General features: G+C 67.2%; 12 protein-coding genes and 2 tRNA genes. 10 read left to right on the forward strand and 4 right to left on the reverse strand.

The window, feature by feature from the left end; translation table 11 throughout:
- Positions 1 to 21 precede the first annotated feature (21 nt).
- Complete coding sequence (gene aat / locus IE122_RS03395; RefSeq protein ID WP_189619773.1) at positions 22 to 783, reverse strand: leucyl/phenylalanyl-tRNA--protein transferase; 762 nt, start codon at positions 781 to 783, stop codon at positions 22 to 24.
- Between the two features lie 174 nt (positions 784 to 957).
- On the opposite strand from aat, the gene IE122_RS03400 reads away from it, so the two are divergent.
- Positions 958 to 1,033: transfer RNA gene (locus IE122_RS03400), tRNA-Trp, on the forward strand.
- Between the two features lie 84 nt (positions 1,034 to 1,117).
- On the opposite strand, the gene IE122_RS03405 is transcribed toward IE122_RS03400, so the two are convergent.
- Entirely contained in the window at positions 1,118 to 3,013 is a 1,896-nt protein-coding gene (locus IE122_RS03405) for a potassium transporter Kup (RefSeq protein WP_189619638.1), read from the reverse strand.
- 139 nt (positions 3,014 to 3,152) lie between these two features.
- On the opposite strand from IE122_RS03405, the gene IE122_RS03410 reads away from it, so the two are divergent.
- The 9 genes from IE122_RS03410 (at position 3,153) to IE122_RS03450 (ending at position 12,711) form a co-directional block, all read left to right on the forward strand.
- Entirely contained in the window at positions 3,153 to 3,437 is a 285-nt protein-coding gene (locus IE122_RS03410) for a hypothetical protein (protein ID WP_189619639.1), read from the forward strand.
- Between the two features lie 94 nt (positions 3,438 to 3,531).
- Positions 3,532 to 3,621 carry a K(+)-transporting ATPase subunit F gene (gene kdpF, locus IE122_RS03415; protein WP_189619640.1) on the forward strand — a complete coding sequence of 30 codons (90 nt, stop codon included), beginning with the start codon at positions 3,532 to 3,534 and terminating at the stop codon, positions 3,619 to 3,621.
- A gap of 13 nt (positions 3,622 to 3,634) precedes the next feature.
- Entirely contained in the window at positions 3,635 to 5,338 is a 1,704-nt protein-coding gene (gene kdpA / locus IE122_RS03420; RefSeq protein WP_189619641.1) for a potassium-transporting ATPase subunit KdpA, read from the forward strand.
- 13 nt (positions 5,339 to 5,351) lie between these two features.
- Positions 5,352 to 7,367 carry a potassium-transporting ATPase subunit KdpB gene (gene kdpB / locus IE122_RS03425; protein WP_189619642.1) on the forward strand — a complete coding sequence of 672 codons (2,016 nt, stop codon included), beginning with the start codon at positions 5,352 to 5,354 and terminating at the stop codon, positions 7,365 to 7,367.
- Positions 7,368 to 7,377: 10 nt separating this feature from the next.
- Positions 7,378 to 7,965, forward strand: a complete 588-nt coding sequence (gene kdpC / locus IE122_RS03430) for a potassium-transporting ATPase subunit KdpC (protein ID WP_189619643.1) — start codon at positions 7,378 to 7,380, stop codon at positions 7,963 to 7,965.
- Positions 7,966 to 7,968: 3 nt separating this feature from the next.
- Positions 7,969 to 10,626, forward strand: coding sequence for a DUF4118 domain-containing protein (locus IE122_RS03435; RefSeq protein ID WP_189619644.1), 2,658 nt, complete (start codon positions 7,969 to 7,971; stop codon positions 10,624 to 10,626).
- Positions 10,623 to 11,312: a response regulator gene (locus IE122_RS03440; RefSeq protein ID WP_189619645.1), complete on the forward strand. Its 690-nt coding sequence runs from the start codon at positions 10,623 to 10,625 to the stop codon at positions 11,310 to 11,312. Before IE122_RS03435 ends, IE122_RS03440 begins: the two co-directional genes overlap by 4 nt.
- Before the next feature lie 149 nt (positions 11,313 to 11,461).
- Positions 11,462 to 12,127: a guanitoxin biosynthesis heme-dependent pre-guanitoxin N-hydroxylase GntA gene (gene gntA / locus IE122_RS03445; RefSeq protein ID WP_189619646.1), complete on the forward strand. Its 666-nt coding sequence runs from the start codon at positions 11,462 to 11,464 to the stop codon at positions 12,125 to 12,127.
- Positions 12,127 to 12,711, forward strand: coding sequence for a DUF1989 domain-containing protein (locus IE122_RS03450; RefSeq protein ID WP_189619647.1), 585 nt, complete (start codon positions 12,127 to 12,129; stop codon positions 12,709 to 12,711). The genes gntA and IE122_RS03450 overlap by 1 nt, the downstream gene beginning before the upstream one ends.
- Before the next feature lie 143 nt (positions 12,712 to 12,854).
- On the opposite strand, the gene IE122_RS03455 is transcribed toward IE122_RS03450, so the two are convergent.
- Both IE122_RS03455 and IE122_RS03460 read right to left on the reverse strand, forming a co-directional pair.
- Positions 12,855 to 12,928: transfer RNA gene (locus IE122_RS03455), tRNA-Cys, on the reverse strand.
- 66 nt (positions 12,929 to 12,994) lie between these two features.
- On the reverse strand, positions 12,995 to 14,389 hold the full coding sequence (locus IE122_RS03460) for an RNB domain-containing ribonuclease (protein ID WP_189619648.1): 1,395 nt from the start codon (positions 14,387 to 14,389) through the stop codon (positions 12,995 to 12,997).
- Between the last annotated feature and the right edge of the window lie 145 nt (positions 14,390 to 14,534).

Below are 14,534 nucleotides of genomic sequence, written 5' to 3' on the forward strand. Positions count from 1 at the left end.
GAACACCGTGCAGCATCCCATCTATGACGTCTGGGTCAAGGATTGCGCGATGAAGTACCCGGGCGAGGAGGAAAGCCCGGCAGACGCGGCATCGTCCAGCAGCGCGGCGAAGGCATCGGGCAGTGACAGCACGCCGGCCCCTGCGCCCTCGTCTTCACCTTCAGCAGCAGTGTCGCCCGTCGCCGCCGCATCGCCGGAAGCCGACCCCGCCGCCACCCAGGACTGAGCTGACTGGAGCAGCGCGAGATAGCGCTGCTGCGGCATCTCCACCGCCCCCAGCGATGCCAGGTGCGGCGTCAGGAACTGGCAATCGAGCAGCGCCGCATGGCCGCGCCGCAGCGCCGCCACCAGCCAGGCCAGCGCGATCTTCGAGGCATCGGGCACGCGCCAAAACATCGATTCGCCGCAGAATACCCCGTCGAACCCGACGCCATAGAGCCCGCCGACGAGCTCCCGGCTACCGTCCGCACCGGCCTGCCAGCATTCGATCGAGTGCGCGAGGCCAAGCGCGTTGAGCTGTTCGTAGCTGCGCTGGATGCGATGGCTGATCCAGCTTTGCCCGTCCTCGGTCGCGCGCGGGGCCGCGCAGGCGTCCATCACGTCCGGGAACGCTGCGTTGCAGGTCACCGTGAAGCGCCCGCGCCGCAGCGTGCGGGCCAGCGAGCGCGACAGGTGAAAACCGTCGAGCGGGAGGATTGCCCGCTGCCGGGGCTCGATCCAGAAAATTTCGGGATCGTCGCGCCGGTCCGCCATCGGGAAAATGCCGCTGCGATAGGCCAGCATCAGCAGTTCCGGCTCGATCGGGGCAGGGATCAGATTGGTGGGCACGACAAGGGTCTTAGCAAAAACAGGTAACAAGACGACACCCGCGCGCAGGAAATATCGCGAGGCATGGCGAATGTTTCGGCCTCGCGCTTGTCATTCCCGGATTCTGCCTTTAGAGGCACCGACGGCCGCAGGAGTGTAGCTCAGTTGGTAGAGCATCGGTCTCCAAAACCGAGGGCCGCGGGTTCGAATCCTGCCACTCCTGCCAAGGTTTCGCGCTCTGCGCAGCGATCGGCCGCATCGGCGCGTAGCGCGGGCCTCGCCACCTCTCTCAAGGCAAGATCCCTAGGGCTCAGATCTCTACCTGGCTGCCCAGTTCGATCACGCGGTTCGTGGGCAGCTTGAAGAATTCCATCGCGCTCTGGGCGTTGCGCACCATCCAGGCGAACAGCTTTTCCCGCCAGATCGCCATGCCCGGGCGGGCGGAGGGGATCAGCGTCTGGCGGGCGAGGAAATAGCTGGTCTCCATCGGCCGGAACGGCCCGCCGGCACGGCTTTCCTGCGCCAGTTCGGCGGGGATATCGACCTCGTCCATGAAGCCGAAGTGGAGCACGATCCGGTAGAAGCCACTCCCCAGGTCCGCCACCTCACTGCGTTCTTTCGGGGCGATGTGCGGCACGCCTTCGTTCGTCACGGTCAGGATCACCACCCGTTCGTGGAGGATATGGTTGTGCTTGAGGTTGTGCAGCAGCGCCGGCGGAATACCCTCGGTGGTGGATGCGAGGAACACCGAGGTGCCGGCCACCCGCTTCACCCGCTCGCCGACGGACTTGAGGAACAGGTCGATCGGCATCGCATCCTCCTCCAGCCGATCACGCACCAGCTTGCGGCCGGTGGCCCAGGTGGTGAGCAGCGTGAAAGCGATCGCGGCGACCAGCAGCGGGAACCAGCCCCCGTCGGGGATCTTGGTCACGTTGGATGCGAAATAGAGACCATCTACGATCAGGAAGACGGCGGTGATCAGCGTCGCCAGCAGCGGGTGCCACTTCCACACGGCGAAAGTCAGCACCGCCACCATGCAGGCGGTGATCAGCATCGTTCCGGTCACCGCGATGCCATAGGCGGCGGCGAGGTTGCTGGAGCTCTGGAACCCGATCACCAGCAGGATGACGAGGATCAGCAGCGCCCAGTTGACGATCGGCACATAGATCTGCCCCGCCGCCCTGGCGCTGGTGTGCATGATCTTGAGGCGCGGCAGGAAGCCCAGTTGCACCGCCTGCTGCGATACCGAATAGGCACCCGAGATGACCGCCTGGCTGGCGATGATGGTGGCGAGGGTGGCAAGGATCACCAGCGGCAGGCGGGCCCATTCCGGGGCCAGGAAGAAGAACGGGTTCGACACTGCAGCGGGGTTTGTCATCAGCAGCGCCGATTGCCCCAGGTAGTTGATCAGGAGACACGGGAACGCGATGTACAGCCACGAGATCATGATCGCCTTGCGGCCGAAGTGCCCCATGTCGGCATAGAGCGCCTCTGCCCCGGTGACCGCGAGGACGACGGAACCCAGCGCCAGGAACGCGAGCTTCGGGTCGATCAGGAAGAACTCCAGCGCATAGTGCGGGCTGAGCGCCCACAGCACTTGCGGGGCGCTGGCGATATTAATGACCCCCAGCGCTGCCAGGACGATGAAGTAGACGATCATCACCGGCCCGAACAGCTTGCCGACCACCGCCGTGCCGTAGGACTGGATGGCGAACAGGCCGAACAGGATGCCGATCGATAACGGCAGTACCCAGTCGGCAAAGGCGGGGTTGACGACGGTCAGCCCTTCGACGGCGGACAGGACCGAGATCGCCGGGGTGATGATGGCATCGCCATAGAACAGCGCGGTCGCCACCACCCCCAGCATCGCGATCACCGGGGTCCAGCGGTTCGGGCCCAGCTTGCGCCCGATCAGCGCCAGCAGGGCCAGGCTGCCGCCTTCGCCCTTGTTGTCGGCCCGCAGGATCACGAGGACGTATTTCAGCGTGACGATCAGCATCATCGTCCAGAAGATCAGCGAAAGCACGCCGAAGATATGCGGGGCATCGACCGTCAGCGGGTGATGGCCGATGAAGCTTTCCTTTAGCGCATAGAGCGGCGAGGTGCCGATATCGCCGAACACCACGCCGATCGCGCCGATCGCCAGGGCGGTCTGGCTGTCGGGGTGGGCGTGCGCGCCCTGCGGATCGGTGGAGGCATCGCTCATGGTTTGCGCGCGTATCCCCGCGCGCGCGACGGCGCTACGAATTTTACGGAAGCTTTACGGTCGGGGCCGTTTTCCCTGTAGAACCTTTACGCCGGAAGGGCGCACATGAACCACCGCACACTTGGTGCGGGAGCGTTTCATGTCACCACATCTTGAACGGCTGCAACAGGGGCGGCGCTGGTGGACGGCCGAGGTCGTCCTGCGTGGCATCGGCCTGCTGTTGCTCGCGTCTTGCTACCGTTTGGCGCTCTTCACGCATCGTGTGGTGGCGCTGCCGCACCACGCCACGCCGGGTGACTTCGCCCTGTGCCTGGGGATCATCGCCTCGCTCACCTGCGGCCTGGCGCTGAGTCTTTTCGGCCCCCGCCTGTTGGCGGAAGTCCCGCTGTCCGCGCTCAACGCCCCTTACTGGAAGGATCGCTAGATGCCCGACCTGTCGTGGCTCGCCCTGCTGGGCGGCCTGTTCCTCATCACCCTGGCGTTCGTGCGCCTGTGCGAAAAAGCCTGAGGAGACCGCGATGACCCTGCCGCTCGCGCTCGCCGGCCTCACCGCCGCCGGGCTGCTCGTCTATCTGGTCGCCGTGCTCGTGCGGCCCGAACGCTTCTGAACGGACGTATGACATGACCATCGAAGGCTGGACGCTGATCCTCCTCTTCACCGCGCTGACCATCGCTCTGGCGAAACCGGTCGGTGTGTTCCTGTTCGCCCTGTATGAGGGGCGGAGCACCCCGCTGCACCCGGTGCTGGGCCCGGTCGAGCGCGGCTTTTACCGTCTCGCCGGGGTCAGGCCTGACGCCGAGCAGAGCTGGCGCGCATATGCGCTGCACATGCTGCTGTTCCAACTGGTGCTGACGGTGTTCACTTATGCCCTGCTGCGGCTTCAGGCGGTGCTGCCGCTCAACCCGCGCGGACTGGCCGCCGTCGGCCCGGATGGGGCGATGAACACCGCGATCGCGTTTGTCACCAACACCAACTGGCAGTGGTATGCGGGCGAAGGCACGCTTTCCAACCTCAGCCAGATGGTGGCGCTGACTATCCACAATTTCCTCTCCGCCGCCACCGGCATCGCCATCGCCTTCGCGCTGTTCCGCGGCTTCGCGCGGCGCGAGGCGGGGACGATCGGCAATTTCTGGGCCGATTGCACACGGGTGACGCTCTACCTGCTGCTGCCGGCCTGCGTCATCTACGCGCTGTTCCTGGTGGCGAGCGGGGTGCCGCAGACGCTGGCATCCAGCATCGATGCGACGACGCTGGAAGGGGCGAAGCAGACGCTGATCCTGGGGCCGGTCGCCAGCCAGGAAGCGATCAAGATGCTTGGGACGAACGGCGGTGGCTTCTTCAACGCCAACAGCGCCCATCCGTTCGAGAATCCCACCGCATTGACCAATCTCGTGCAGATGCTGTCGATCTTCGCGATCGGCTCGGGCCTGACCTGGTGTTTCGGCAAGGCCGTGGGCAACACGCGCCAGGGCTGGGCGATCCTCGCGGCGATGATGGTACTGTTTCTCACCGGGGCCGGCATTGCCTACTGGCAGGAAGCGGCGGGCAATCCGGTGCTGCACAACCTGGGCGTGGCCGGCGGCAACATGGAAGGCAAGGAAGTCCGCTTCGGCATCGCCGCCAGTGCGCTGTTCTCGGTCGTCACCACCGCCGCTTCGTGCGGCGCGGTCAATGCCATGCATGACAGCTTTACCGCGCTCGGCGGCGTGATCCCGCTGTTCAACATGCAACTGGGCGAGATCGTCGTCGGCGGAGTCGGGGCCGGCATTTACGGCTTCCTGCTGTTCGCGCTGCTGGCGGTGTTCATCGCCGGGCTGATGGTCGGCCGCACACCCGAATATGTCGGCAAGAAGATCGAGGCGCGCGAAGTGAAGCTGGCAGTGCTGGCCATCGCCGTCCTGCCGTTGTGCATCCTGGGCTTCACCGCGATCAGCGCGGTGCTGCCCGCCGGGCTTGCCGGGCCGCTCAACAAGGGGCCGCACGGCTTTACCGAAATCCTCTATGCCTATTCCTCGGGCACCGGCAACAACGGCTCCGCCTTTGCCGGGCTGACGGCCGGGACGCCGTTCTACAACGGCCTGCTGGGCATCGCGATGTGGATCGGCCGGTTCTTCATGATCGTCCCCGCGCTCGCCATCGCCGGCAGCCTGGCCGCCAAGAAGTACACGCCCGAAACCGCCGGCTCGTTCCCGACCACGGGACCGCTGTGGATCGGCCTGCTGGTGGCCATCATCCTGATCGTCGGCGGCCTCACCTTTCTTCCCGGCCTCGCGCTTGGTCCGATTGCCGATCATCTCGCGATGATCTCCGGCCGGCTGTTCTGAGGGATTGACCATCATGACCACGGTATCCTCGATGTTCTCGGCAAAGCTGGTCGTACCCGCGATCGGCGATGCCTTCCGGAAGCTCCACCCGCGCGCGCTGGTCAGGAACCCGGTGCTGTTCACCACCGCCGTCGTGGCGTTGCTGCTCACCGTGCTGCTGGCGGTGGGCGGCGAGCCGCTGCCGCTGGGCTTTCAGGTCCAGTTGATCGGCTGGTTGTGGCTGACCGTCCTGTTCGGCACGTTTGCCGAGGCGCTGGCCGAAGGGCGCGGGCGCGCACAGGCCGCTTCGCTGCGCGCCACCAAGAGCGATCTGGTCGCCCGCCTGCCCGACGGCAGCACGATCGCCGCCTCCGCGCTCCGGCGCGGAGACGAGGTGGTGGTCGAAACCGGCGATCTCATCCCCGCCGACGGCGAGGTGATCGCCGGGGTCGCCGCGGTCAACGAAGCCGCGATCACCGGCGAAAGCGCGCCGGTCATCCGCGAGGCGGGCGGTGACCGGTCGGCGGTGACGGCGGGCACTCGGGTCATCTCCGATGCGATCCGCGTCCGGGTGACGCAGGAGCCGGGGCAGGGCTTTCTCGATCGCATGATCGCGCTGGTCGAAGGGGCCGAGCGGCAGAAGACGCCGAACGAGATCGCGCTGACGATCCTGCTGGTCGGCCTGACCATCATCTTCCTGATCGCGGTCGCCACCATTCCGTCGTTCGCGAGCTATGCCGGGGGGCACATCCCGGTCGCCGTGCTGGCGGCGCTGCTGATCACCCTGATCCCGACCACGATCGCCGCGCTGCTTTCCGCGATCGGCATTGCCGGGATGGACCGTCTGGTCCGGTTCAACGTGCTGGCCAAGTCCGGCCGCGCGGTGGAGGCGGCGGGCGATGTCGATGTGCTGCTGCTCGACAAGACCGGCACCATCACCATCGGCGACCGGCAGGCGAGCGAGTTCCGCCCGCTTGCCGGGGTGCAGGCCGGCGTTCTGGCGCAGGCCGCGATGCTCGCCAGCCTGGCCGACGAGACCCCGGAGGGACGCTCGATCGTGGTGCTGGCGCGCGAAGGGTTCGGGGCCGCCGCCACCCGCTTGCCCGACGATGCCGAGATCATCCCGTTCACCGCGCAAACGCGGATATCGGGGGTGAAGAGCAGCGCCGGCCTGATCCGCAAGGGCGCGGTCGATGCCATCCTGCGCGCGCATCCGGAAGCGGCATCGAGCGCAGCGGCGGCCGAACTGCGGCGCATCGCCGAGGATATCGCCCGGTCCGGCCAGACCCCGCTGGCGGTGGCGCAGGACGGCCGCCTGCTGGGTGTGATCGCCCTCAAGGACGTCATCAAGGCCGGCGTTCGGGAACGCTTCAGCGAACTGCGCCGGATGGGCATCCGCACGGTAATGATCACCGGCGACAATCCGCTAACCGCTGCCTCGATCGCCGCCGAAGCCGGCGTCGACGATTTCCTCGCCGAGGCGACGCCGGAGGACAAACTGGCGCTGATCCGCAAGGAACAGCAGGGCGGCAAGCTGGTGGCGATGTGCGGCGACGGCACCAACGATGCCCCCGCGCTGGCGCAGGCCGATGTCGGCGTTGCCATGAACACCGGCACCCAGGCCGCGCGCGAGGCGGGCAACATGGTCGATCTCGACAGCGATCCGACCAAGCTCATCGAGATCGTCGGGCTGGGCAAGCAACTGCTGATGACGCGCGGCGCGCTGACCACGTTTTCGGTGGCGAACGATGTCGCCAAGTATTTCGCCATCATCCCGGCGATGTTCGTGGTGCTCTATCCCGGCCTTGGCGTGCTGAACGTGATGAAGCTCGCCTCGCCGGAATCGGCGATCCTGTCGGCGATCATCTTCAACGCCCTCATCATTCCCGCACTGGTCCCGCTGGCGCTCAAGGGCGTGACTTACCGGCCGATGGGTGCTGGTCCGCTGCTCGCCCGCAACCTCGCGGTCTACGGCCTCGGCGGTCTCGTCGCGCCGTTTGTCGGCATAAAGGCGATCGATCTCGCGGTCGCCGGGCTCAACCTCGTCTGAGGACTATCACATGACCAAGGAATTCTCCGCCGCCCTGCGCCCCGCCATCGTGCTGACCGTGCTGTTCGCGCTGCTGCTCGGCATCGCTTACCCGCTGGCCCTGACCGGCATCGCCCAGGTGGTTTTTCCCGGCGCAGCCAACGGCAGCCTGATCGCGCGCGATGGCCGGATCGTCGGCTCGCACCTGATCGGGCAGGGCTTCACCGCCGATCGCTATTTTCACGGCCGCCCCTCCGCCGCCGGCAAGGGCTATGACGCGACCGCCTCGGCCGGGTCCAATCTCGGCCCGACCAGCCAGGCTCTGGCGGACCGCGTGAAGGGCGATGTCGCCGCGCTCGGGGCCGTGCCGGGGGTTTCGGTTCCGGCCGACCTCGTGACCACCTCCGCCTCGGGCCTCGATCCTCATGTCAGCCCCGATGCCGCCTATTGGCAGGCATCGCGCGTTGCCCGCGCAAGGGGGATGGATGAAGCGGCGCTGCGCCGGATGATCGCCGCGCACACCGAGGGCCCCGCGCTTGGTTTTCTCGGCGAACCCCGGGTTAATGTGCTCGAACTCAACCTCGCTCTCGACAAAGCTGCGGGCGCGCGCAAACACTGACGGATGAGCGAACCGCGCCCCGATCCCGAAGCGCTCCTGCGCGCCGCCGCGCGCGAGGGGAAGGGCCGCCTCAAGGTATTCCTTGGGGCGGCTCCGGGCGTGGGCAAGACCTTCGAGATGCTGTCAGACGGGGCCGGTCGGCGCGACGCCGGAGTGGACGTGGTGATCGGCGTGGTGGAAACCCACGGTCGCCGCGAAACCGAGGCCAAGGTGCATGGCTTCGAACTGATTCCGCGCCGGCAGATCGCCTATCAGGGCCATGTGCTGGAAGAGATGGACATCGACGCCGTGCTGGCGCGCAAGCCGGCGCTGGTGCTGGTCGATGAACTGGCGCACACCAACGCGCCGGGCAGTCGCCATGACAAGCGCTATCAGGATGTCGAGGAACTGCTGGAAGCCGGGATCGACGTCTACTCCACCCTCAACATCCAGCATCTCGAAAGCCTGAACGATCTGGTGGCCTCGTTCACCCGCGTCCGCGTTCGAGAAACCCTGCCAGACCGCGTGATCGAGGATGCCGATCTGGAGATCGTCGATATCCCGCCCGACGAGCTGATCGAGCGGCTGCGCGAGGGCAAGGTCTATGTCCCGGCTGAAGCATCCCGCGCGCTCGGCCACTTCTTTACAAAGTCGAACCTCTCGGCGCTGCGCGAACTGGCGCTGCGGCGCGCGGCGCAGGCGGTCGATGCGCAGATGCTCGATTACATGCGGGCCAACGCGGTGGGCGGCAATTTCGCCGTCAACGACCGGCTGATCGTGGCGATCAGCGAGCAGCCCGGCGCGCCCGAACTGGTGCGCGCGGCCAAGCGGCTGGCCGATGCGCTGCGCGCGCCGTGGACGGCAATCCACATCGAAACGCCGCGCACCAGCGGCTTTACCGCCGCCGAGAACACCCAACTGGCAGAAACCATGCACCTCGCCTCGCAGCTTGGTGCCCAGGTGGCCACAGTGCCCGCCGAAACCGTGGTGCAGGGCCTCATGCAGTTCGCGGCGGAGGCGCGCGCCACCCAGCTTATCGTCGGCAAATCGATCCGCTCGCGCTGGTTCGAGCTGCGCCACGGCTCGATCGTCGATCGGCTGGTGCGCGAAACGCCGGAGCTGGCGGTGCATGTCGTGCCGCTGCCGCCCGGCTCCGGCACCCGGCCCGCCCGGCCGCAGCGGCGATCGGGCGCGTGGGGCTCGCTTGAGGGCTATCTGCTGTCGCTGGGGATGACCGGGCTGGTCACCCTCCTCGGCGCAGCGCTGTTCGCGCGCGGCAATATAACCAATATCGGCCTGCTGTTCCTGCTGCCGGTGCTGTTCGCGGCAACCCGCTATGGCCTGCGGTCAGGCGTGGTGACGGGGTTGGTATCCTCGCTCGCCTACAATTTCTTCTTCATCCCGCCCACGCACACGTTCACCATCGAAGATCCGCAGAACATCATCACCGTGCTGGTGCTACTTGGGGTTGCCGTGGTGGGTAGCCAGTTGGCGGCCCGGCTGCGCGATCAGGCGGTGCTGGCCCGCGCCAGTTCGGCACAGAACAGTTCGCTGGCCGGATTCGCGCGTCAGTTGACGGGCATCAGCAGCACCGACGAATTCGCGCGGCTGGTGTGTGCGGAAGTCGGTCGTCTGTTCGGGATCAACACTCTGGTGTTGGTGCCGGACGGGGACGGCCTGCCGGTGCGATCATCGCAGCCGCCCGGCTGCCAGCTTGAAGTGCTGGACGCCGCCGCCGCGCGCTGGTGCTTCGATAACCGCAGGCCCGCCGGCCGGGGGTCGGACACGCTGACCGCATCCGAATGGCTGTTCTACCCGCTGGGCACGGCGGACGAGGTGCTGGCGGTATTCGGCGTGGCGCGGCCGGATGCGCGTGCTCCGGTGCGGGCGGACCAGTTGCCGCTGTTGCTCAGTCTGTTGGACCAGGCCGGGCTGGCGCTGGAACGGATCGTGCTGGAGGACGAGATGCTGAGCCTCGCCCAGGTGCGCGAGCGCGACCGGCTGCGTCACGCGCTGCTGTCCTCGGTCAGCCACGATCTGCGCACCCCGCTCACCACCATTCTCGGCTCGTTGCAGGAAATCACGCCGCTGTCGCCGGAACAGGACATCCAGCTCGCCGCGACCCGGACCGAGGCCGAACGGCTGCACCGGTTCGTCGCCAACCTCCTCGACATGGTTCGCATAGAAGCGGGATCGCTGCACCAGAGCATCGAGCCGGTCGATCTGCCGGAAGCGGTCGCCAGCGCCTTGCACGACCTTGGTGCGGCGCTGAAGGACCATCCCGCGCGGATTGTCATCCCGCCCGACCTGCCGCTGGTCCTCGTCGATCCGCAACTGTTCCATCACTGCCTGATCAACCTCATTGAAAACGCGGCGAAGTACGGCAACAGCGGGGCTCCGGTTACCGTCAGGGCGAGCGGCGATGCCACCGGGCTGGCGCTGTCGATCGAGGATGAAGGGCCGGGCATCCCGGAAGGGCAGGAGACGCGCATTTTCGAGACTTTCGCACGGATCGAAGGGTCCGATCGCCGTGGCGGGACCGGCCTTGGCCTTGCGATCGTCAAGGGCTTCGCCGAAGCGATGGGGCTTCAGGTTTCGGCCGCCAACCGCACCGATCGCCCAGGTGCCGCCTTTACCATCCGCTTTGCGGCGGACCAGTTGCGGGAGCTGCCCGGCCTATGAAGACCCCGCTGACCGTGCTGGTGGTGGATGATGAACCGGCGATCCGGCGGCTGCTCCACGCCGGCCTTGTGCGCGCCGACTATCGCGTGGTCGAGGCGGGGACCGCGCGGGAGGCGCTGACGTCGGTGCAGATCGACAAGCCGGATATCGTCCTGCTCGATCTCGGCCTGCCGGACCGGGACGGGCTGGAACTGATCCCGATCATCAAGGCTGCCGGCGCGGCGGTGATTGTCGTATCGGCGCGCGATGCGACCGACCAGAAGGTCGCCGCGCTCGATCTGGGGGCGGACGACTATGTCTCCAAGCCGTTCGACAGCGAGGAAGTCCTTGCCCGCATCCGCGCCGCCTTGCGCCATCGCCTCGCCAGCACCACCAGCGATCCGGTGGTCCGCCAGGGCGATGTGGAGATCGATCTGGCGCTGCGGCTGGTGCGCAAGGCGGGCCGCGAGGTCCACCTGACGCCGAAGGAATACGGCTTCGTCGCGGAGCTGGCGAAAAGCCCCGGCAAGGTCGTCACCCACAGCAGTCTGCTGCGTGAAGTGTGGGGACCGGGCCACGAAACCGACGTCGAATACCTGCGCGTCGCGGCAAGGGGCGTGCGGCGAAAGCTGGAAGACGACCCCGCCCGCCCCTCGCTGATCCGCAACGAGCCCGGTGTCGGATATCGGCTGGTCACCTCGTATTGAATGGTGTCAGGTAGCGGGTCGAAGATTTGTGATGAAATAACAGATATCAGCGCGATTTGCGTCTCGCGTACAGAAGTGAGCGGAACTTCGCAGTGCGGATCAAGTTCCTGATTACACTCGCCCGCTCGGGCTGATTACGTGGAATCAGGATGCCTCCCTCACTCGCCGATCGTTTCAAGGATTTCATCACCGACCGTGCCTTCCCCTGCGTCGGCGCGAAAAGCGCGTTGGCGCGGGGTACTCTCAAGATCGTGCCGTGCCGGCTTCTGACCAGCGCCTGGAACGATGTCCAGATTCATCGTGAACTGGCGCAATGGTCGCTGGACTACCGCCGCGAGCCCGGGCTGTTCCGGTCGCTCGCCTTCGTTTTCGAGGGGCCTGACGATCTGGGCGAGGCACAGTTCGAACGGGCGATGTGGGAGCGGGTGCAGTCACTCGCCGACAAGGATGCCTGGCTGGAGCAGCCTTACGACAGCCGGGTCAGCTCCGACCCCGACGATCCGCACTTCTCGCTCAGCTTCGGCGGCGAGGCCTATTTCGTGGTCGGCCTGCATCCCCACGCCACGCGCCCGGCGCGCCGGTTCGATACGCCGGTGCTGGTTTTCAACCTGCACGACCAGTTCGAGACGCTGCGCGCGCAGGAGCGGTACGAGCCGATCCGGCAGACTATCCTGGAACGCGATCTGGCGCTGGCGGGTTCGGTCAACCCCATGCTGGCGCGCCACGGCGAACGCAGCGAGGCGTCGCAATATTCCGGCCGGGCGGTGAGCGAGGACTGGCGCTGCCCGTTCCGCGACAAGCGGAGCGCGGGCTGATGGCCGCTCCCCACCGCATCGCGCCGCGTTCCGGGGTGGCCTTCGAACTGCGTCGGGGGCAGGCGCTGACGGTGATAGACCCCGAAGGCCGTCAGGTCGCCGACCTGCTGGCCTTCGCGAGCGACGATGTGCGCGAGGTGATCTCGAACGGACGCACCTTCGATTACGAGGAGACCATTCATCTGGGGACCGGCAACCGGCTATGGTCCAATCGCTCGAACGTACTGCTGACGATCGAAGAGGATACCGTGGGTCGCCACGACTTCCTGCTGACCCCCTGCAGCGAGGCGACCTTTCGCCACTTCTATCCCACCCAGCCGGTCCATCGCGGCTGCTTCGGCAACCTTGCCGCCGCGCTGGCCCCCTGGGGGATCGTGCCGGACGATATCCCGGTCGCCTTCAATTGCTTCATGCAGGTGCCGGTGGACGGCAGCGGCAAGCTGAAAGTCCTGCCCCCCGATACCCGCCCCGGCGACAGCATCCGCTTCCGCGCCGAACGGGATCTGGTCATCGGCCTGACCGCGTGCTCGGCTTATGACAGCAACGGCGGCAGCTTCAAACCGATCGATTACCGGGTAGACTGAGCGGATTCGGAGGCGCCACCGCCAGCGCCCGGCCTCAGCGTGAACCTGGCTATGTCGGCAAACTGATTGGCCTGGGATGGCGCAGGGGGGAGGCCGGAACGACATCACGGCCGAAAGACGGAAATGCTGAGATGCGCAAACTTTGGAGGCCCGAGCCGGAATCGAACCGGCGTGCACGGATTTGCAGTCCGCTGCGTCACCACTCCGCCATCGGGCCATCCGTGTGGAGAGGGGCCCCCTAACAACTGTCCCTGCCGGGTGCAACTCGTTTTGCGTCTCGCGGTCAGGCGGGGGTGAAGGTCAGGGTGCGGTGGACCGGGTCGGCGTGGGTGAGGATGACTTCCACGTCGTCGCCGGGGAATACCTCGGGCGCGAGCATGGTCGATATCACCGGCAGGTCACGCAAGTGGAGCGAGGCCTTGTCGCCGCGCACGTCGGTGACCGTCGCGTGGAAGCGGCAGCCTTCGAGGTTGGCCATCATCGCGGTTTCGGCGAGGTTGATGACCTCGCGTTCGATCCGCCCGTCGCGGGCGGCGGCGCGGGACATGACGGCGGGGAGGCGGGTGAAGGCCTCTTCTATGCCCGGCGGCATTGGCCGTCCCCCGGCGATCGCCAGCACCGCTTCCAGCACGAAGCGATCGGCCAGCCGCCGTAGCGGCGCGGTAGCGTGGGCATAGGGCGCGGCGACGGCGGCGTGCCAGGGCGGTTCGGCCGGGTCGAACGGCTTGTAGCCGGCACCCGGTGCGGCGCGGCGGATCGCCATCATGAAGGCGGCATGCGGTGGCTTCGCGGGATCGAGCGTGGCTTCGATCTGGTCGAGCGATTGCCCGGCCGGCCAGTCGATGTGCAGCGCCGGCGCAGTCGCGCGCAGGCGTTCCTGCGCCCGCGCGTCGGGTTCGGGCATGGTCCGGAACAGCCCGGTCCGCGCGTCCATCATCGCCCGCGCCACCGCCATGTTCGCGGCGAGCGACAGCGCGGCATTGCGCTGTTCGGCGGGCAGGGCTGGCCGGAAGGCGAGGGCGAAGCCGCCGCGTCCGTTGCTTTCGACCTGCTGCTCGGGCGGATCGACCCGCGCCGCGCCGCGCGCCTGCTCGGCCGCAGCCAGCCGGGCGGCGAGCGGGGCGAAACCATCGGGCAGATCGGTGTCGCGCACGGTTTCGTATGCCAGCTTCGCTCGGCTGCGGATCACCGCGCGCTCCACCGTATCGAGCTGCACTGCGCCGGCCGGGTCCACCCGCACCGTCAGCACCACGGCGCGCCGATCACCGTCTGGGAGCAGGCTGGCCGCGCCTTCGCTCAGCACCGGGGGATAGAGGCTGGCCTTGCCGTCCGGCAGATAGGTCGTCTCCCCGCGCGCCCAGGCTTCGCGATCAATGACGTCGCCATCGCGGACGAAAGCACCGATGTCGGCAATGGCATAGTGCAACAGCCAGTCCGCCCCGGCCGCTTCGATGCAGAACGCCTGGTCGAGATCGACCGCGCCCGCCGGGTCGAGCGTGACGAAGGGGCGGGCGGTGCGATCCGTGTATTCACCCGGCGGCGGTGCACCCGCGCGGGCGACGGCGGCCGTGGCCGCCTCGGTCACCTCCGGCGGGAAGCCGGCGGGGACGGAGAATTCCTCGCGGATTTGCGCAAGGCCCTGCGTCAGCAGCCGGTCGGGATCGCGCAGTGCCTTCATCCGCGCGAGTGGAGCGCATGGGGGCCTGCTTGGCAAGAGGGCGGGAACGCTTGGCGGCCCAGGCGGCTTTCTCCGCTTGAGGCCTCCCTGTCACGTCTGACATGATGGCCGGCCCACCGGAATGAACCGGAGGGCAGCGGCGGAG

The organism is Novosphingobium colocasiae (assembly GCF_014652555.1).
Taxonomy (GTDB): domain Bacteria; phylum Pseudomonadota; class Alphaproteobacteria; order Sphingomonadales; family Sphingomonadaceae; genus Novosphingobium; species Novosphingobium colocasiae.